Genomic DNA, 19,027 nt, shown 5'->3' with positions numbered 1-19,027 from the left:
GTGTCACGGCGCGTCCGACGGATGCGCCCCGCGAAGACGAAGAGGTCGCCCGGCCTTGTTCGACCTTCGATCACGCCGGGTCCATCGATCCGGCGCTCACCCGGACACGCTGCCGTGTCCGCGACGCAAGAGGACTGACATGCGATTCACATTCACATCGAAGACGGTGCTGCGGTCGATCGCTGCTCTGACGGTGGCCGGTCTGGCGGGCCTCGGGCTCGCCGCGTGCTCGAGCTCGGGCTCGGGCGAGGCCGGCTCGGCGACGAGCGGGACGATCAACTGGTGGGGCTGGACTCCGACCAACTCCGACGAGGCGAAGGAGTTCATCGCCGCGTTCAACAAGGAGTACCCGGACATCAAGGTCAACTTCAAGCTGATCGGGATCTCCGACTACCAGGCGGCGATGCGGCCCGCGCTGGCCTCCAACAGCGGGCCGGACGTGTTCGACCTGCAGCCCGGAGCCTACGTGCAGCAGTTCGGCAGCTACGCCGAAGACCTGGCTCCCACGGCCCAGAAGGCGCTCGGCGGCGACTGGAAGTCCAAGATCGCGAAGATCGCGGTCGACGGGCTCACCGCCAAGGGCAAGCTCACCGCGCTGCCGATCGGCTCCTCCTACGCCGGCTCGCTCTGGTACAACGCCGGAATCTTCGCCAAGTACAACCTGAAGCCCCCGACCACGCTGGATGAGTGGAAGCAGGTCTGCAAGACGCTCCAGAGCAACGGGCAGGGCTGCTTCGCGCAGGGCGCCTCGCAGGAGGGCTTCGACCAGGACACCCTGCAGGCCATCGCCAACTCGGTGGAGCCCGGCTACTGGACCAAGGCGTCCAAGGGCGAGGCCAAGTGGGACTCGCCGCAGATCGTCCAGACCCTCTCGATCTGGAAGGACCTGTTCACCAGCGGGATCATGCAGGCGGGCGCTCTCGGGGCGCAGCAGTACCCGGACATCAACAACGCCTTCCTGACCGGTAAGTACGCGATGGTGATGATGGGCAGCTGGTACACCCAGTACGCCACCCAGAACGCCATGACCCAGTCGATCTCGGCCGCGGGCGTCGCCGGAGCCAAGCCGTTCCCGATCCTGCCGATCCACTTCCCGGATGTGGCGGGCAAGGGCAACACCAGCGAGATGTTCGGTGACGCCGACTACGGCCTGGCCGTGGCGACCAAGTCCACGCACCGCTCGGCGGCCGAGACCTTCGTCAAGTGGATGTCGACCAGCACCAAAGGCCAGCAGGTCGTCGCCGACCGTCTCGACACCACGCCGGTGCTGAAGGGCGTCTCGCCGGACTTCGCGACCATCAAGTTCGTGGACGAATCCCAGCAGTCGAAGCCGGTCAACGACTACCTCGACGGTCTGACCTCCATCGACGAGCCGCGGTTCGCCCTGCTGAACGCCGACATCGAGAACGCCTTCCTCGCCGCCGCTCAGTCGGTGGGCAGCGGAAGCGCGACACCGCAGGCGGCGGCGAAGACGCTGCAGCAGGCCGCCGACGCGGCCAAGGCGGCGAACGGATGACTGTCTCCACCCAGGAGCGGTTGACCCGCGCGGTCGGCTCGACGAGCCTGCCGCGTCGCCGCCGCCTCCACGCCCCGGGGCTGCCGTGGATCCTTCCGGCGCTCGTGCTGAGCGCCGGGCTGATCTACTACTGCATCGGCTACACCGGCTACATCTCGACGCTGAACTGGGACGGCGCGAGCCCTGACCCGGAGTCGATCGGGCTGCGCAACTACGCCAATGTCGCCAACGACCCGGTGTTCTGGGCGGCGATCTGGCACACCGTCATCTTCTTCATCGTCACCTTCGTTCTCCAGACGGCGCTCGGCGTGCTGTTCGCGGTGATCATGCACTCGCGGATCAAGCTCGCCGTCGTCTACAAGGTGATCATCTTCGTCCCGGTCGTGCTGGCGCCGGCGATCATGGCGCCCGTCTTCCGCCAGATCTTCGCCGCGGACGGCCAGCTCAACCAGGTGGTGCACTTCCTCGGGCTCGGGTTCCTCGCCCAGCCGTGGATCGGCCAGTCGTCGACCGCGCTGCCCGTCATCATGGCGATCACCATCTGGCAGTGGACCGGCCTCACCTTCGTGCTCTACTACGCGGCGATGAGCCAGGTCGACCAGTCCCTGATCGAGGCGGCGCGGATCGACGGCGCCGGCAACATCCGCACGCTGACCAGCATCATCTGGCCGAGCCTGCGCGGCACGACCCTGGCGCTCGGCATCCTGAGCGCGATCGGCGCGCTCAAGACATTCGACATCCCGTGGCTGGTGACGGTCGCCGGACCGAACAACGCGACGCAGTTCCTCGGCACGTACATCTATCAGATGACCATCCAGCTCGCGCATGTCGGCTACGGTGCCGCGCTGTCGATCATCCTGCTCGTGATCGCGCTCGCCATGGCGATCGTGCTGCAGGTCTTCGGCCGGGAGCGGACCGGGCTGGAGCGGACGGCCGGGCCGAGCAGGCGTGGACGGCGCGAGAAGACGGGAGTGCGCTGATGTTCGAAGTCCGCCGTTGGTGGAGCAAGGGCCTGCTGCAACTGCTGGCCACGGTCCTGGTGCTCCCGTATCTCTTCCCGCTGATCGCGATGGTGCAGGGCTCCTTCGCCGGGGCCGGCTGGGGCAACTACCGCGACGTGCTGGCGGTGCCGGGATTCTTCCGGTTCTTCCTGAACAGCGCGATCATCTCGGCCGGGGTCATCGTCCTGGTCTACGTGGTGACGATGCTCGCGGCCTACGGCTTCGCTAAGCTGCACATCCGCTTCCGGGAGGTCTACTTCTGGATGCTGCTGGCGTGCCTCACGCTGCCGGAGGTCGTGCTGCTCACGCCCCTGTTCGTCACGACGCAGGCCCTGGGACTGTTCAACACCTACGCCGCGGTGATCCTGCCGCTGGCCGCGCTGCAGGTGCCGTTCGCGGTGCTGCTGACCCGCAACTTCATCAACGGCCTCCCCGACGAGATGTTCGAAGCGGCCCGCGTCGACGGCGCCAACTCCGTGCGCGGCTTCTTCGCTCTGATCGTGCCGCTCACCCGGCCGATCGCGGCCGCCGTCCTGATCTTCACCCTGATCGGCGCGTGGAACGACTACCTGATGCCACTGGTGTTCCTGCAGACGCAGGACATGCAGACCATCACGCTGGTGCCGCAGTTCTTCGTCGGGGAGTTCAGCAACGACCAGACCAAGATCCTGGCCTCGGCGGTCCTGACCGCGATCCCGGAGATCGTCGCCTATCTGTGCCTGCAGGGCATGTTCGAGCGCGGCCTCGCGGCCGGCGCCATCAAGTGAATCCGACCCTAGGAGTCTGAAAATGCCACTCATCCAAGTCGATCTCGAGCGCGAGCTGTTCGAGACTTCCCACGCGGAGATCGGGGACGCCATCCACGACGCGCAGATCGAGGCGCTGGGGATCCCCGCCGACGACCGCTTCCAGGTCTTCCGCCCGCACGGCGTGGACGAGCTGAAGTTCGACCCCGGCTACAACGACGTCGACCGCAGGAGCCTTCTGCTCATCCGCGTGACCGCCGTCCACATGTATCCGGTCGCCGTGAAGCGGCGGTTCTTCGAGACGGTGGCGGCCAAGCTGGCGCCGCTCGGGATCCGGTCGGAGGACGTGCTGATCTCGCTCGTCGAGAACGGCTTCGAGGATTGGTTCGCGGGACGATGACCGGGATCGAGTTGCTGAGCCACGACGGGGCGCCGCTGCGCGTGCTCTTCCTGGGCGGGACGGGCACGATCAGCGCCTCCTGCGTGCGGCTCGCCGCCGCGAGCGGCATGGCCGTCACCGTGCTCACCCGCGGCGCGAACGCCACCGGGCGGCCGCTTCCCTCCGGGGTCGAGCGGGTGCACGGCGACGTCTCCGACCCCCTCGGTCCGCGCCGCGGTGGGCGAGCGGTCGTTCGACGCCGTGGTCAACTTCCTGTCCTACGACGAGGACGATGTCGCCCGCTGGGTGGAGCTGTTCTCCGGCCGTACCCGGCAGTACGTGCACATCAGCTCGGCGTCGATCTACGCCAAGCCGGTCCGGACGACCCCGATCACGGAGTCGACTCCGACCGGGCCGAACCCGCCGCTTCCCTACGCGACGGCGAAGTGGCGGGCCGAGCTCGCCCTCGCCCGGGCGCACCGCGAGCAGGGCTTCCCCGTCACGGTGGTGCGGCCGTCGCACACCTACGACGACGCGAACCCGCCGCTGCCCGGAGGCTGGACCGTCGTCGACCGGATCGCCCGGGGCGCCGAGATCCCGGTGCACGGCGACGGGACCTCGCTCTGGACGTTGACGCACGCCGAGGACTTCGCCCAGGGGCTGGTCGGCCTCCTCGGCAGCGAGCGCGCGGTGGGGGAGACCTTCCACATCACCGGCGACGACGTGCTGAGCTGGGACCAGATCTACGGCCTGTTCGCGACGGCGCTCGGCGTGGAGGCGCGGCTGGTCCACGTGGCGAGCGAGCTCTTCCCCGTGGTGGCCCCCGAGTGGTTCTGGTCGGGCGAGTTCGTCGGCGACCTCGGCCACTCCGCGGTCTTCGACACCGCCAAGATCCGCCGGTTCGTCCCCGGTTTCGCCCCCAGGCTCACGTTCGAGCGGGCGGTGCGGCGGATGCTCGAGTGGCGGTCGGCCCATCCCGACGTCGCCCGCGGCGACCTGGCCACGGAGGAGGTCCTCGACCGGGTCGTGGAGGCGTACCACGCGGGCCGGCGGGCGTTCGCGGACCGCGCTCCCGCGCTGCAGGAGGCGGCGTCGTGATGGTGACGACCCGTCGGCTCGGCGCGACCGGGCTCGGGGTGACCGAGCTGTGCATGGGAACCAGTCCGCTGGCGAGCATGCCCCAGCTCTACGGCTATCGGGTGGGCGCCGACCGGGCGGTCGCGACGGTCGAGGCGGTCTTCGACAGCGACATCCGTTTCATCGACACCTCGAACGGTTACGGACGGGACGGTGAGGCCGAGCGGCGGATCGGCGCGGCGATCGCCGAGCGCGGCGGCCTCCCCGACGGCGTCGTGCTCGCCACCAAGGTCGACCCGGATCCGGTGACCGGCGACTTCTCGGGCGAGCGCGTGTTCGCCTCGTACGCCGAGAGTCTCGAGCGCCTCGGCGTGGAGCGGGTGTCGCTGCTGTACCTGCACGACCCGGAGCGCATCCCGTTCGAGGACGCCGTGGCGGCCGGAGGCCCCGTCGACGCGCTGGTGGCCCTGCGTGCGCGCGGCCTCGTCGATCACATCGGCGTCGCGGGCGGCCCGGTCGGGCTGATGCGCAGGTATGTCGACACCGGCGTCTTCGACGTGCTGCTGAGCCACAACCGCTACACGCTGGTGGATCGCTCCGCCGAGGACCTCTTCGCCTTCGCGCGGCAGCACGGGATCGGGGTCGTGAACGCGGCCCCGTACGGCGGCGGGATGCTCGTCAAAGGCCCGGACGTCCAGTCGAAGTACGGCTATGGCGAGCGCCCGGACGCGGTCGCCGACGCAGTGCGGGCGATGGCGGGGGCCTGCGCAGCCCACGGTGTGCCGCTGGCGGCCGCGGCCCTCCAGTTCTCGCTGCGCTCCCCGACGATCGACTCGACGGTGGTCGGGGTGTCGTCGCCGGAGCGGGTCGCGCAGACGCTCGGCTATGCCGCCTGGGACATCCCCGATGCGCTCTGGAGCGAGTTGGAGGAGCTGGTCCCTTCCCCTGCGAACTGGCTCGGATGAGCCGAGTGGGAGCGTCGGGTCGGTGCTGGTGCCCGGCGACGCGGGCGGAGAGGGGATCGCCGCGGAGTGACGGCTGCGCCGCTGCTGCTCCGCTCAGCTGCGGGGCAGCAGCGGCGACAGCATCTCGACCACGAGCTGGGCGGAGGTGTTGAAGCGGTCGGTGGGGTCGTGCTCGAGTTCGCTGAGCTGGACGCCGATCACGTGCTCGCCGGCGAGGGTGCGGGCCGTCGTCACGACGGTGTCGATGGTCAGGCCGTTCGCGACCTGGTAGTCGGTGAGGACGATGCCCGGCTGCAGGACGTCGGCGGAGAAGTGCACGAACACGTCGCGGCCGGCGATCGTCGCAGCCAGTTCCTCCTGCATCCGAGGACCCGCCGGGATGTTGCGGACGGGGGAGTTTGCGATGATGTGCCTCTCGGCCTGGTCGAGGTCGCGAGCGCCGAGCAGCACCACGTTCGAGAGCGCGAGCTCGCCGCCGTGGCCCGACTTCCACAGCCCGGTCGCCGCGCCGAGCGCCATCCCGCTGAGGTCGCCCGTGCGGGTGGTCACCGGGGTGTGCAGGCACGGGTGTGCGCCCATCCACACGATCGCGGCATCCGGGTAGGCCCGGGCGACAGCCGGGAGGGTGGCGAGCGCGGCGGCGTTCCTGGTCAGACAGAAGGCGCTGAAGGACGCGGTCCGCAGGGAGTGCTCCGCCGTCTCCGTCAGCGCGTCCAGCTCGGGTTCGGCCTGGTGGAGGGCGGCCCGCCAGCCGAGACTCCGCCCCTCCACGGCGCCTTCGCCGATAACGCCGACGGTCGACTCGAGGCGCCGGCCCAGCGCTTTCGCGAGGTCGATGGTGGCTCGCCGCGCGCGATCGTTGTGGCCCGAGACGCCGTCGACGTACGCCGTGACGGTCGGCCGGGCGACGTCCGCTCGGGAGGACGCGTGCGGCGTCTGCGCGGGAGGGTAGGCCGAAGCCTCGTCGACCACGGTGCTCATTGTTCCAGACGCCCTTCGGGTAAGCGTGCGAGTGCGGTGAGCAACAACATAGCAACAATCAATTGCAGTCGAGCAAGCAAATAGAGGCCGAGTCGGGAATCATTTCCGGCCGCCGGTCGAGCGGGGTGGGCCTCACAGTGAGACGGCGCGGAGGTGACCCGATGCGGCGCGGGTGCCGCCGGGGACGCCCTCCGTCGCAGGCGCCGGCCCGCTCGACGCGCGCACGGTCAGGTGGGTCGGCAGCGTCGCGCTTCGCCGCATCTCCCGCTCGTCGTGGGCGTTCAGGCGGCTGACCAGGATGTCGACCGCGGTCCGGCCGGCGCGCTCGGTGGGCTGAGTGAGGGTCGTCAGCGGCGGGTTGCAGAAGTCCGCGCCGAAGATGTCGTCGCAGCCCACCACGCTCATGTCCTGCGGCACCTTCACGCCGCGCTCGGCGAGACGTCCCAGCACGCCGATCGCGATGAGATCGTTGAAGGCGATGCAGGCGGTGACTCCGGCAGCGATGGCGGCGTCCGCCGCCGCGGCGCCCGGGTCGTAGCTGGGGAGGAACGGACCGAGCCGTCGCACGGACAACCCATGGCCGGCCGCGGCGCGCGCGAGGGTGCGCCAGCGGGTCTCATTCGCCCACGACGTGTCCGGCCCGGCCAGGTAGGCGATGTCGCGGTGGCCCAGCGACACCAGGTGCGTGAGCGCCTGTTGGAAACCGGTCGGGGTGTCGATGAAGACGTTGGGGACGCCGCGGGTCTGGCGGTTGATCGCGATCAGCGGCAACTCCTCCGACAGCGCAGTCAAGCGGCGGTCGGTCAGCCGGGAGGCCGCCAGGATGGCGCCGTCGAACGAGCTGCGGAGATTGCGGAGGATGTCGTCCTCAAGTTCGTCCGACTCCTCCGTGTCCACGAGGATCTGCTGGTAGCCCGCGGCCTTGAGCTGGTGCTGAGTGCCGCGGACGATCCCGAAATAGAACGGGTTGGTCACGTCGGAGACCAGCACCGCGATCGCGCGCGGGCGCCCGGCGGGCAGCGGCCGGACGCGACAACGTGACACGTAGCCGAGCTCCGCCGCGGCGCGCTCGATGCGCTCCCGGGTGGCGTCGTTGACCCGGCGCGGCCCCGAGAGGGCGCGCGAGACGGTGGACGTCGCGACGCCGCTCAACGCGGCGATGTCCGCGAGTGTCGGGGTGCGACGCGGGCCCGCTGGGGAATCCATGCCGACCACGACAACACGCAGAGCAAACCGTTGGCAATTCCATGCAACGAAATTGCATGCGGAAGCGCACAGAATCCGCTGCGCACATGCGCACACGCCGAACCGAGGTCGCGCACGCGCACGCGGCCGACCGGGAGGACGGCGTCAGCCTCCGGCGACCGGCCCCGTCGACCCGCGGATCACCAGGTGCGTCGGCAGCACGACCCCCGATCGCGTGACCGGGCTCCCGGCGCGCAGCTGGCCGAGGAGCATGTCCGTCGCCATACGGCCCGCCTGCTCTATCGGGGAGGACAGCGTGGTCAGGGGCGGGTTGCAGAAATCCGCGCCGAAGATGTCGTCGCAGCCCACGACGCTGAGCCGGCCGGGCACATCGATGCCGCGCTCGCGCAGCCGCATCAGGACGCCGATCGCGAGCAGGTCGTTGAAGGCGATCGCCGCCGTCGCGCCTGAGTTGACCAGGGCATCGGCCGCCGCCGCACCCGAGCTCTTGCTCGGGTGGTGCGGGCCGTGCCTGCGCACGCTCATCCCGAGGGTCTTGCCGGTCTCCTGCAGCAGCTCCCAGCGGTGGCTGTCCGACCACGACGCGGTCGGCCCCGCGAGGTAGACGATGTCGCGGTGGCCCAGTGAGTACAGGTGTTCAGCGGCCTGCTGGACGCCGTTCGGCGTGTCGATCATGACGGCGGGGACACCGGGGGTGTCCCGGTTGATGATCACGAGCGGGAAGCGGTCCGCGGCCTCCACGAGCTGGTCGTCGGAGAGGCGCGTCGCGGCGAGGATGAAGCCGGCGGCCGAGTGGCCGAAGGTCTCCAGGTAGCCGGACTCGAAGTCCGTCACCTCCTCGGTGTCCACCAGCAGCAGCGTGTAGCCCGCGGCGCGGAGCTGCTGCTGCGTGCTCCGGATCAGGCCGAAGAAGAACGGGTTCGTGATGTCCGGGATCAGCAGCGCGACGGCACGCGGCCCGGACTTCGGATCGGGGGAGGCCGGGGCGGTGTAGCCGAGCTGGTTGGCGGCCGCCTCGATGCGGTGCCGGGTGCGCGGGCTGACCCGCTCCGGCTGCGAGAGCGCGCGGGAGACGGTGGAGGTCGCGACGCCGCTGAGCGCGGCGATGTCCGCGAGGGTGGGCGCTCGCCTGATGCGCGCGCCGACGTCAGAACTCGTCATTCCCGTGCTCCCCCTCGGCGTCCGTCGCCTGCCTCGATTCTGGCCGTCTGTGCGGCGGTTGGCAACTTTTGCATTTCTTGCCTCCGGTTGTGCAACGAGATTAGCGTCAACGCCGTCCTCCTGGCTCGCACCGCCGGAGATCCGATTGAACTCAATGAGGAGCAACGTGAAGAAATCGACAATCCGCCTGCTGGGGGCAGCCGCCGTCATCTCGGTCGCCGCCCTCGGCCTCACCGCCTGCGGAGCCGGCGGAACCAGCAGCAGCTCGTCGACCGGCTCGGCCGTCGACGGCAAGGGCAAGACCCTCGACGTCCTGGTCGGCGCCAACGCGCAGCACGCCGACGCCCTCCGCGCGTGGCAGGCCAAGATCGCCGCCGCGCTCAAGAAGCAGACCGGCGCCGACATCAAGTTCGAGACTTTCGCCTCGGCGAACGACGAGCTCACCAAGATCCAGACGTCGGTCGTCTCCGGCCAGGGGCCTGACGTCTACACGATCGGCACCACGTTCACGCCGACCGCGTACTCGACCGGCGCCTTCGTCAAGCTCGACAGCGCGATGTGGGACAAGGTCGGCGGCAAGAGCCGCTTCGTCCCGGCCACGCTCGGCATCTCCGGGCCGGACTCGAAGGACCAGATCGGCATCCCGTTCGCCAGCCGCCCCTATGTGCTCGCGTACAACACCGACATGTTCAAGGCCGCCGGCCTGACCAAGCCGGCGTCGACCTGGGACGGCCTCCTGGCACAGGCCAAGAAGCTGACCGGCAACGGCGCGTACGGCTTCGCGACCGGCTACGCCGACGGCTACACCCCGTGGAAGTACGCCTGGACCTTCGCCAACGACTACGGCACGCCGCTGGTCTCCGGCAAAAAGGCGAACCTCGACAGCCCGGCCGTGAAGAAGGGCATGGAGGCCTACTTCGGCTGGCTGACCAAAGACAAGGTCGTCAACCCCGCCGCCGCCGGCTGGAAGGACACCGACGCCGCGGCGAACTTCGCGGCCGGCAAGTCGGCCATGATGCTGATGACCACCGCCTCCGCCGCCACCACCTTCGACGCGTCGCCGATCAAGGGCCACTACGCCTTCGCGGTCATGCCGACCGTTCCGCCGGGGGAGAGCAGCGCACCCGCCAAGTCGATCCCGTCGACCTCGATCATCTCGGGCGACAACATCGTCATCGCGTCGTACTCGAAGAACCAGGACCTGGCGGCCGCGTACGTCAAGCTCATCACGAGCGAGGACTTCCAGCTCTACTACCACCAGAACTTCGGCGACCTCCCGACCAACGCGGCTGCGGCGACGAAGGTCGAGTCAGCCGACAAGAAGCTGGCCCCCATCCTCGACTCCGGCGCCCACGCCAAGAGCACGCCGTTCACCGGTGCCTGGGGCGACATCCAGCTCGCGCTGACCAACGTCGTCGTCCAGGCGCGGCCGCAGCTCGCGGGGTCCGGCGTCTCCGACAGCTGGCTCCAGTCCGCGCTCGCCAAGGCGCAGCAGGACGCCCAGTCCTCCCTCGATCGGGCATCGGCCGGCAAATGACTCTCGCAGTGAGGAAAGCGACGGCGGCCGTCCGACGGAGGTCCCTCACGAAGCAGGGGAGGCCGCTGTGGATGCTCGCACCCGGCGGCCTCCTGATCGGCCTGATCATCGTCATCCCGCTGGTGCTGGGCGTCTACATCGCCCTGCTCGAGCTGGACCAGTACACGATCCGGTCGTGGATCTCCGCCCCGTTCATCGGGTTGCAGAACATCATCGAGGCGTTCACCAAGACCGACCTCCTGCACGCGTTCGGCAACACGGTCGGGTTCGCGGTCATCTCGACCCTCATCTCGGTCCCGATCGGCGTGTTCGCGGCCCTCGCGACGCAGAACCGGTTCCGCGGCCGCGGCCTGGTGCGCTCGCTGTTCCTGATCCCGTACATCCTCCCGGCGTTCGTGGTCGGGACGTTCTGGCGCACCATGCTGCAGCCCGACGGCATCGTCAACAAGGCGCTGGAGAGCGCGGGGATGCCGGCCGTGCAGTGGCTGAACGGGCCGGCCAGCTACTGGGTGCTGATCATGGTGGAGGTGTGGTCCGCGTGGCCGTTCATCTACCTGATGGCGCTCTCCGGCCTCCAGTCCGTCGACCACGAAGTCCACGAGGCCTCGGCCCTCGACGGCGCGCTCTGGTGGGCGAAGCTGCGCTACGTGATCTTCCCGTACCTGCGGGGACCGGTCGCGCTGGCCTGCCTGATCGCCACGCTGCACCACATGAACAACTTCTCGTTGGCGTTCCTGCTGTTCGGCGTCCCCGCGCCGTTCGACGTGCAGGTGCTGCCCACGCTCGTGTACAGCATGAGCTTCACGAGCCTGCGGTTCGGGATGGGCGCCGCGATGGCGCTGATCTCCCTGCTGCTCATCGCCATCCCGCTGTTCTTCTACCTGCGCGCGGTCAGACTCGATACGGGCGCGGATTCCGGAGGCCGACGATGACCGTCCCTGCTCCCGACGTCGAGCGCGAGTCGCTTCTCGAAGCCGTCCCGTCCCTGGCCGCCGCCGCGCCCACGCCGCGGAAGACCACGGGCAAGCCCGAGCGCCGCGCCGCCGAGGTGACGCGCCTGCTGCCGACGCCCGTGCTCTGGATCGGCATCGGCGTCATCCTCGCGGCGATCGCCGTCCCGCTGCTCTACATCGTGTTCGCGTCGATGAACTCCGACGTGGAGGTCGCGCGCGGCGCGTACTTCCCGACCCAGTTCACGCTCGCGAACTACACGAAGATCTGGGACACCCTCCCGCTGGCGAACGGCCTGTTCAACAGCATCACCATCGCCGGAGCGGTCGCCGTCGTGGCGTCCGGGCTCGGCATCGTCACCGCTTACGTGCTCGTGCGCTTCGAGTTCCTCGGCCGGCTGACGATCCTCCGCGGCCTGATCGGGCTGCAGAGCGTGCCAGGCACCCTGCTGCTCCTGCCGGTCTTCGTGGTGTTCGCCTCGGCGGGCAACTACCTCGGCATCACGGTCATCGGCACGAGCTGGGGACTGTTCCTGGCCTACCTGACCTTCGCACTGCCGTTCGCGACGTGGGTGCTGGTCACCTACCTCCGCGGGCTGCCGCGCGAACTGGAGGAGGCGGCCCGCATCGACGGCGCCTCCTCGGTCGGGGTGCTCGTGCGGATCATCGTGCCGCTGAGCTGGCCGGGACTGGTCGTCTCCGGCGTCTTCTCGTTCCTGCTCGGCTGGAACGACGTCCTCTTCGCGTCGGTGCTCACCCGCCCCGACACCCAGACCGCCGCGGTGGTGCTGCAGATCTTCGGCGCCTCCGCGGAAGGCGGGTCCCTTCCCCTCTACGGACAGATGATGGCCGCCTCGCTCGTCTGCGCAGTGCCCGTCGTCGTGCTCTACCTCGTCTTCCAGCGGTTCCTCGTCGGAGGTCTTACCGCCGGAAGCGTCAAGTAACCGATTCGCTACGAAACACAAGGGATATGAACGTGTCACAGTCGCAATGGACCCTCTCCGGCTTCGGAGACGAGATCAGCCCGGACCCCGAGGTCCAGATCGCCGTGCTGCAGGCGCTCGGCGCGAAGCACATCGAGGTGCGCAGCGCGTGGGGGACCAACATCGTCGACCTCACGGAGCCGGAACTCGACCGCCTCGCAGCGAGCGCTGCGCGAGCACGGGATGGGCGTCTCGGCCATCGCGTCCCCGATCGGCAAGGTCGACGTCTCCGAGCCGGTGTCGTACGAGGTCGGGCGGCTGGCCCGCGCCATCCGCGCCGCCGAGGTGCTCGGCTCCCGCTACATCCGGATCTTCTCGTTCTACCGCTCGGAGGACCAGACGCCGGAGGACATCCGCGACGCGGTCATGGAGCGCATGACGGCCCTGGCCGACCTCGCCGCAGCGAGCGGCGTCGTACTGCTGCACGAGAACGAGAAGGAGATCTACGGCGACACCCCAGAGCGCGTCCTCGACATCATGGAGACCGTCGGCTCGCCGGCGCTCCGCGTGGCGTGGGACTCGGCCAACTTCGTGCAGGTCGGGGTGAAGCCGTTCACGAGCGCGTACGCCGCGCTGCGCCCGCACCTGGAGTATTTCCAGGTGAAGGACGCCCGCTCGGCCGACGGCGCGGTCATGCCGGCCGGCGAGGGTGACGGCGAACTCGCCGAGACCATCGCCGCACTGCGGGAGGACGGCTTCGAGGGCTTCTTCTCGCTCGAGCCGCACCTGGCGAACGCGCACCACCTGGGCGGCTTCAGCGGCCCGTTCGCGTTCGGCGTCGCCGGCCGCGCCTTCGGCCGCGTGCTCGACGCTGCGGGGGTGACAGCACAGTGAACGCCCCCAGCAGCCCGAGTGGGGACGGCGCTCCCGTCGAGCGCCTCCGCGTCGCCGTCGTCGGTTGCGGCGTGATCGGCGCCCAGCACGCCGAGGTCGTCGTGAAGACCGAAGACCTGGAGCTCGTCGCAGTGGTCGACGTCGTGGAGTCCAAGGCACAGAGCCTCGCGGACAAGGTCGAGAACGTGCTGGGCGCCGCGCGCCCCGAGGTCTACACCTCGATCGCCGACGCGCTCGGTGCCGCCGACCTCGACCTCGTCGCCGTCTGCACGCCGAGCGGCGCGCACGCCGCCGTGGCCGTCGACGCCCTGAACCACGGCACGCACGTGATCATCGAGAAGCCGATCGACGTCAGCCTGACCAACGCGCGCCTCGTGCAGGACGCGGCGGACGCGGCCCGCGAGCGCGGCCAGGTCACCTCGGTCATCAGCCAGCACCGGTTCGACGCGAGCAGCGTCGCAGTGTCCCGCGCCATCGAGGCGGGCCGGTTCGGCACGCTCACCTCGGGCAGTGCTGCCGTCTCCTGGTGGCGCTCGCAGAGCTACTACGACTCCGGCGAGTGGCGCGGGACCTGGGACCTCGACGGCGGCGGCGCCGTGATGAACCAGGGCGTGCACAGCGTCGACCTGCTGCTCTGGTTCCTCGGGACGCCGGTCGAGGTCTACGCCCAGACCGCCCTCATCGCCCACGAGAACATGGACGTCGAGGACACGGCCGTCGCGACCGTGCGCTTCGAGTCGGGAGCACTGGCCGTGGTCCACGCGACCACTGCGGCGTACCCCGGACTCTCCGCGCGCCTCCAGGTGCACGGCACGGCAGGCTCGGCCATCATCGACAACGACCGGCTGCTCTACTTCTACGCCGCCGACGCCGACCCGGAGGCCGCCGACAACAACTACGGCATCGGGGGCACCCGCAACCAGGCCGCCCACGAGGTGGGCTCGGCCGACGCGAGCGAGAACACGCGCGGCTCGGACGACCTCCAGACCGCGCACGCCAAGCAGTACCTGGACGTCCTGCACAGCATCCGCACCGGCGCCGACCCCGTCGTAGGCGTGCGCGAGGCGACGACCGCGCTCGCCGTGGTCCGCGCCCTGTACGTCTCAGCCACTCTGGGCAAGCCGATCCGGATCGCCGACGTACTGGACGGCGAGTACGACGAGGTCGTGCTGGTCACCGGCGGAACGGCCGTGCTGCAGTGACCCAGGGCCTCGACCCGGACCGCCTGCTGCCGGCGGATCCGGAGACCCGCGCGATCGCGCGCGACCTGTTCGCGTCGGTCGAGCGCCTGCCGATCATCTCGCCGCACGGGCACGTGGACCCGGCGCTCCTGGTCGAGGACCGGGCGTTCCTGGACCCCGCCGACCTGCTGGTGCGCTACGACCACTACGTGACGCGGCTGCTGCATGCGGACGGGGTCCCGCTGGGAGAGCTCGGCATCCCGGGCGCGGACGGGTCCCCGGTCGCGCCGGCCCGGGAGGTCTGGCGAGCGCTCTGCAGCCGCTGGCACCTGTTCGCCGGCACGGCGTCCGGCTACTGGCTGCGCAGCGAGCTGGCCGAGTTGTTCGGCATCGCGGAGGAGCCGAAGGCGGCGAACGCCGACGAGCTGTTCGACCGAATCCAGGCCATCCTCGCCACCGATGGGTTCCGGCCGCGCGCGCTGTTCGAGCGGTTCGGCATCGAGGTGCTCGCCACGACCGACGACCCGCTGGACGACCTCGGCCGCCACGAGACGCTCGCGGCGGACCCGGGGTTCAGCGGGCGAGTGGTCCCGACCTTCCGGCCGGACGCGTACCTCAACCCGCTCGCGCCGCGCTTCGCCGAGCGGGTCGACCGGCTCGCGGAGTGGAACGGCTCCGCGCCGGCCAGCTTCGCCGGCTACCTCGACGCGCTCGCGGGGCGCCGACGGTACTTCGTCGAGCACGGCGCGGTGTCCGCCGACCACGGCGTCCTCCAGCCGCTGACCGTCGACCTGGAGGCGGCGGAGGCCGCTGCCCTGTTCGAGCGCGCCCGGCGCGGCGACCTCGGGCCGGTCGAGTCTGCTGTGTTCCAGGGCCACATGCTGCTGCAGATGGCCAGGATGAGCGTGGAGGACGGCCTGGTCATGACCGTTCACCCCGGCGTCTTCCGCAACCACCACACCGCGACGTTCGACGGGTTCGGCCCGGACACCGGGCACGACATCCCCGTCACGACGCGCTACACGGAGGGACTGCGGCCGCTGTTGGAGAAGTACGGCGACGACCCGGAGTTCCACCTCGTGCTGTTCACGGTGGACGAGTCGACCGCGTCGCGCGAGCTCGCGCCGCTCGCCGGCTTCTACCCGAGCGTCTACATCGGGGCGCCGTGGTGGTTTCTCGACGCTCCGGACGCCGTGCTGCGGTTCCGCGCGGCGACGACCGAGACTGCGGGCTTCTACCGCGGGTCCGGCTTCATCGACGACACGCGCGCGTTCCTCTCCATCCCGGCCCGGCACGACATGTCGCGCCGGCTGGACGCGGCGTTCCTCAGCCGGCTGGTGCGGGAGGGCCGCGTCGAGCGCGCGACGGCCGAGCGCATCATCGTGGACCTCGTGACCACCATCCCGCGACGAGTGTTCAAGCTGTGAGCATGTATTCGGGAACGCTGACCCGACTGTCGCGCGCAGCGCTCGACGGAGCCGAGGGGAGGGTGCGCCCGCTTCCGGAGGTGCGCATCGTCCACCTCGGTCTCGGGGCCTTCCACCGCGCGCACCAGGCCTGGTACACCGCTGCCGTCGACCCGCGGAGCGAGTGGGGCATCTCCGCGTTCACCGGCCGGACCCCGGAGGCGGCGCTCGAGCTGGCGCCGCAGGACGGCCTGTTCACGCTGGTCGTGCGTTCGCCCGCGGAGGACGCGGTCTCCATCGTGCGGAGCATCGCCGAAGTCTCGGACGGCGCGGACCTCGCCCGGCTCGTCGCCCGCGTGCGCGCGCCGCGCACCGCGGTCGTCACCCTCACCATCACCGAGCCCGGCTACCGGCTGACGCCGGACGGGCGCCCCCGCTTCGACGACGGGGCGGTGGTGGCCGACATCGAGCGCCTGCGCCAGGCGTTCGCGTCCGCCGACGACCTCGCGCGTGCGGTCGACGGCCCCGTCACGGCGCTCGGTCGGCTCCTGCTGGCCCTCGAAGCCCGGCGGAGAGCAGGATCGGGCCCGCTCGCCGTCGTCCCCTGCGACAACATCCCCCGCAACGGCGGGTTCGTCGCCCGGGGCCTCGACGGGCTCGCCCGGCAGGTGAGCGACGAGACCGCCGACTGGATCGCCGCCACGGTCTCGTTCGTGTCGACCTCGGTCGATCGGATCACCCCGCGGACCACCGAGGACGACATCCTCGGCGCCGCACGCCGCACCGGCTGGGACGACCGCGCCGTGGTCGTGACCGAGCCGTTCACCGACTGGGTGCTCTGCGGGCACTTCCCCGCGGGACGGCCCGCGTGGGAGGAGGCCGGCGCGCGGTTCGTGGACGATATCGAGCCGTTCGAGCAGCGGAAGCTGCGCCTGCTGAACGGCGCGCACAGCCTGCTCGCCTACGCAGGCCTCTCCCACGGGCACCGCACGGTGGCCCAGGCCGTCGCCGATCCGGCGCTGCGCGCGCGGGTGGAGGCGTACTGGAACGAGTCCGTGCGGCACCTGCCCGCCGAAGGCCTGGACCTCCGCCGTTACCGCGACGCGCTGATCGAGCGGTTCGCGAACGCCCGCATCGAGCACAACCTCGAGCAGATCGCCGCGGAGGCGGTCGCGAAGCTACGGGTGCGCGTCGTGGGAACCCTGCTCGCCGAGCGCGCGGCGGGCCGCGACGGCTCCGCCTGCGTTTACGCGCTCGCGGCCTGGGTCGCGCTCGTCTGCTCGGGGCGCGTGCTGGTCGACGCGGAGTCCGCCGCGATCGCCGAGGCCCGCGCGAGCGTCGACGCGACCTCCCCTCTGCTCGCCCTGATCGACCCGCGCCTGGCGGCCGATCCCGACATCGTGGCCGCGGTGGACGCCGTGCGAGCCGCATCTTTCCAAGGAGCACACGTATGAGAATCACCGCAGTAGAGGTCTTGGTCTCCAGCCCGGGCCGTAACTTTGTGACGTTGCGGATCACCACGGAGGACGGGTTCACGGGTTTGGGCGACGCGACGTTGAACGGGCGGGAGCTCGCGGTCGCGGCGTATCTGAGCGAGCATGTCGTCCCGTTGTTGATCGGCCGGGACGCGCACCGGATCGAGGACACCTGGCAGTACCTGTATCGGGGCGCGTATTGGCGGCGGGGCCCGGTGACGATGGCCTCCATCGCCGCTGTGGATACGGCGTTGTGGGACATCAAGGCGAAGGTTGCCGGGCTCCCGCTCTACCAGTTGCTCGGCGGGAAGAGCAGGAACGGCCTGCTGGTGTACGGGCACGCCTCGGGCGCGGAGCTGCCGGAGCTGTTCGACTCGATCAACGAGCACCTGGAGGAGGGCTACCGCGCGGTTCGCGTGCAGACCGGCATCCCGGGGCTGCCGTCGGTGTACGGCGTCGCGTCGAGCAGGAACGCCGCCGCGGGAGCCGGGACCGGCTCTGATGCCCGTTACGACTACGAGCCGGCACGGCGCAGCGCCGTGCCGGTCGAGGAGAGCTGGGACACCCGCGCCTACCTGCGGCACGCGCCGACCGTGTTCGAGGCGGTGCGCAACGAGTTCGGTCCGGAGCTGCCGCTGCTGCACGACGCGCACCACCGGCTCACGCCCATCCAGGCTGCCAAGCTCGGCAAGTCGCTGGAGCCGTACGACCTGTTCTGGCTGGAGGACGTCACCCCGGCTGAGAACCAGGCCGTGCTGCGTCGTGTGCGCGAGCACACCACGACGCCGCTGGCGATCGGTGAAGTGTTCAACACGATCTGGGACTACCGGGAGCTGTTCGAGGAGCAGCTGATCGACTACGTGCGCTCCCCGGTCACGCACGCCGGTGGGATCACCGGGCTGCGGCGGATCTTCGACTACGCGTCGGTGTATCAGATCAAGTCCGGTGTGCACGGCCCGACGGACGTCTCCCCGGTCGGTCTCGCCGCGGCCATCCACCTCGGCATCGCCATCCCGAACTTCGGCATCCAGGAGTACATGAAGCACAGCCCGGCCACCCACGAGGTCTTCCGGACGACCTACACGTTCCAAGACGGCATGCTCACCCCCGGCGACCAGCCCGGCATCGGCGTCGACTACGACGACGTCATCGCCCAGTCCTTCCCCTACGAGGCCGCCTACCTCCCGGTGAACCGCCTCCTCGACGGCTCCATGCACGACTGGTGACCGACAGCAGCTATCGCTTCCTCACTTTCTCCCGCTCCCACCCGGCGTGTCGCGGGAGAAAGTGAGGAACCGATGGCTGCTCAGGGGGCTCCTGAACCCTGGCTGTTTCCCGCAGGCCCACTTGTCATTTCGCCCTCCGGGCGGACAATCGCCGCATGACGAGCGAACACGACAAGAGCACCCGGAGCGCGGGGCTGCAGGACGAGGCCGTGGCACTCGAGCACGCGGCAGAGCGGCTCAGCGACCGGTTCCCGGAGGTCCCCAAGGAGGAGATCGAGCAGCGGGTGGAGGAACGCTACGAGCAGTACGAGGACGCCCCTGTGCGGGCTTTCGTCCCCGTATTGGTCGAGCACCAGGTGCGTGAGGAACTGGGCGAGGAGGCCGGCTCGGCCGAGTAGCGGAG

17 protein-coding genes and 1 pseudogene are annotated in these 19,027 nt (G+C 70.0%); 15 read left to right on the top strand and 3 right to left on the bottom strand.

The window, feature by feature from the left end; genetic code table 11:
• The first annotated feature begins 139 nt into the window (after positions 1-139).
• The 6 genes from ACR5MH_RS11220 to ACR5MH_RS11195 all read left to right on the top strand — a co-directional run bounded on the left by ACR5MH_RS11220 (position 140) and on the right by ACR5MH_RS11195 (position 5,684).
• Positions 140-1,516: an ABC transporter substrate-binding protein gene (locus ACR5MH_RS11220; protein ID WP_431347281.1), complete on the top strand. Its 1,377-nt coding sequence runs from the start codon at positions 140-142 to the stop codon at positions 1,514-1,516.
• Entirely contained in the window at positions 1,513-2,496 is a 984-nt protein-coding gene (locus ACR5MH_RS11215; RefSeq protein ID WP_431347280.1) for a carbohydrate ABC transporter permease, read from the top strand. The genes ACR5MH_RS11220 and ACR5MH_RS11215 overlap by 4 nt, the downstream gene beginning before the upstream one ends.
• Positions 2,496-3,284 carry a carbohydrate ABC transporter permease gene (locus tag ACR5MH_RS11210; RefSeq protein WP_431347279.1) on the top strand — a complete coding sequence of 263 codons (789 nt, stop codon included), beginning with the start codon at positions 2,496-2,498 and terminating at the stop codon, positions 3,282-3,284. Before ACR5MH_RS11215 ends, ACR5MH_RS11210 begins: the two co-directional genes overlap by 1 nt.
• A 22-nt stretch (positions 3,285-3,306) precedes the next feature.
• Entirely contained in the window at positions 3,307-3,663 is a 357-nt protein-coding gene (locus ACR5MH_RS11205; RefSeq protein ID WP_431347278.1) for a tautomerase family protein, read from the top strand.
• A gap of 216 nt (positions 3,664-3,879) precedes the next feature.
• A complete protein-coding gene (locus tag ACR5MH_RS11200; protein ID WP_431347277.1) occupies positions 3,880-4,740 on the top strand; it encodes an NAD-dependent epimerase/dehydratase family protein in 861 nt (286 codons plus the stop codon).
• Positions 4,740-5,684 (top strand): aldo/keto reductase, encoded by a 945-nt coding sequence (locus tag ACR5MH_RS11195; protein ID WP_431349394.1) that lies wholly within the window; start codon positions 4,740-4,742, stop codon positions 5,682-5,684. The genes ACR5MH_RS11200 and ACR5MH_RS11195 overlap by 1 nt, the downstream gene beginning before the upstream one ends.
• Positions 5,685-5,777: 93 nt before the next feature.
• Here the strand turns inward: ACR5MH_RS11195 and ACR5MH_RS11190 are convergent, their stop codons facing one another.
• The 3 genes from ACR5MH_RS11190 to ACR5MH_RS11180 form a co-directional block, all read right to left on the bottom strand.
• On the bottom strand, positions 5,778-6,665 hold the full coding sequence (locus tag ACR5MH_RS11190) for an arginase family protein (protein WP_431347276.1): 888 nt from the start codon (positions 6,663-6,665) through the stop codon (positions 5,778-5,780).
• A gap of 132 nt (positions 6,666-6,797) precedes the next feature.
• Positions 6,798-7,871, bottom strand: a complete 1,074-nt coding sequence (locus tag ACR5MH_RS11185; RefSeq protein ID WP_431347275.1) for a LacI family DNA-binding transcriptional regulator — start codon at positions 7,869-7,871, stop codon at positions 6,798-6,800.
• Positions 7,872-8,015: 144 nt separating this feature from the next.
• Positions 8,016-9,032 carry a LacI family DNA-binding transcriptional regulator gene (locus tag ACR5MH_RS11180; protein ID WP_431347274.1) on the bottom strand — a complete coding sequence of 339 codons (1,017 nt, stop codon included), beginning with the start codon at positions 9,030-9,032 and terminating at the stop codon, positions 8,016-8,018.
• Between the two features lie 166 nt (positions 9,033-9,198).
• Here ACR5MH_RS11180 and ACR5MH_RS11175 point away from each other — a divergent pair, with 166 nt between their 5' ends.
• The 9 genes and pseudogenes from ACR5MH_RS11175 (at position 9,199) to ACR5MH_RS11135 (ending at position 19,022) form a co-directional block, all read left to right on the top strand.
• Positions 9,199-10,569: an ABC transporter substrate-binding protein gene (locus tag ACR5MH_RS11175; protein WP_433861764.1), complete on the top strand. Its 1,371-nt coding sequence runs from the start codon at positions 9,199-9,201 to the stop codon at positions 10,567-10,569.
• Between the two features lie 71 nt (positions 10,570-10,640).
• Positions 10,641-11,501 (top strand): carbohydrate ABC transporter permease, encoded by an 861-nt coding sequence (locus ACR5MH_RS11170; protein WP_433861763.1) that lies wholly within the window; start codon positions 10,641-10,643, stop codon positions 11,499-11,501.
• The gene (locus tag ACR5MH_RS11165) at positions 11,498-12,463 is read left to right on the top strand and encodes a carbohydrate ABC transporter permease (protein ID WP_431347271.1); all 966 of its coding nucleotides are present in this window, start codon (positions 11,498-11,500) and stop codon (positions 12,461-12,463) included. The genes ACR5MH_RS11170 and ACR5MH_RS11165 overlap by 4 nt, the downstream gene beginning before the upstream one ends.
• A 204-nt stretch (positions 12,464-12,667) precedes the next feature.
• Positions 12,668-13,336: pseudogene (locus ACR5MH_RS11160) on the top strand (sugar phosphate isomerase/epimerase family protein); the annotation flags it as partial.
• Positions 13,333-14,538, top strand: coding sequence for a Gfo/Idh/MocA family protein (locus tag ACR5MH_RS11155; protein WP_431347269.1), 1,206 nt, complete (start codon positions 13,333-13,335; stop codon positions 14,536-14,538). The pseudogene ACR5MH_RS11160 and the gene ACR5MH_RS11155, both read left to right, overlap by 4 nt.
• Positions 14,535-15,944, top strand: a complete 1,410-nt coding sequence (gene uxaC, locus ACR5MH_RS11150) for a glucuronate isomerase (protein ID WP_433861762.1) — start codon at positions 14,535-14,537, stop codon at positions 15,942-15,944. The genes ACR5MH_RS11155 and uxaC overlap by 4 nt, the downstream gene beginning before the upstream one ends.
• 2 nt (positions 15,945-15,946) lie before the next feature.
• The gene (locus ACR5MH_RS11145; RefSeq protein ID WP_431349393.1) at positions 15,947-17,377 is read left to right on the top strand and encodes a mannitol dehydrogenase family protein; all 1,431 of its coding nucleotides are present in this window, start codon (positions 15,947-15,949) and stop codon (positions 17,375-17,377) included.
• A complete protein-coding gene (manD, locus tag ACR5MH_RS11140; protein ID WP_431347267.1) occupies positions 17,374-18,624 on the top strand; it encodes a D-mannonate dehydratase ManD in 1,251 nt (416 codons plus the stop codon). Before ACR5MH_RS11145 ends, manD begins: the two co-directional genes overlap by 4 nt.
• A gap of 155 nt (positions 18,625-18,779) precedes the next feature.
• On the top strand, positions 18,780-19,022 hold the full coding sequence (locus ACR5MH_RS11135) for a three-helix bundle dimerization domain-containing protein (protein WP_431347266.1): 243 nt from the start codon (positions 18,780-18,782) through the stop codon (positions 19,020-19,022).
• Positions 19,023-19,027: the final 5 nt, after the last annotated feature.

The organism is Streptomyces sp. L7, assembly GCF_050990935.1.
Taxonomy (GTDB): domain Bacteria; phylum Actinomycetota; class Actinomycetes; order Actinomycetales; family Microbacteriaceae; genus Leifsonia.
The sequence above is the reverse complement of the archived record's forward strand: the minus strand, read 5'-3'. Positions and strand labels throughout refer to the sequence as shown.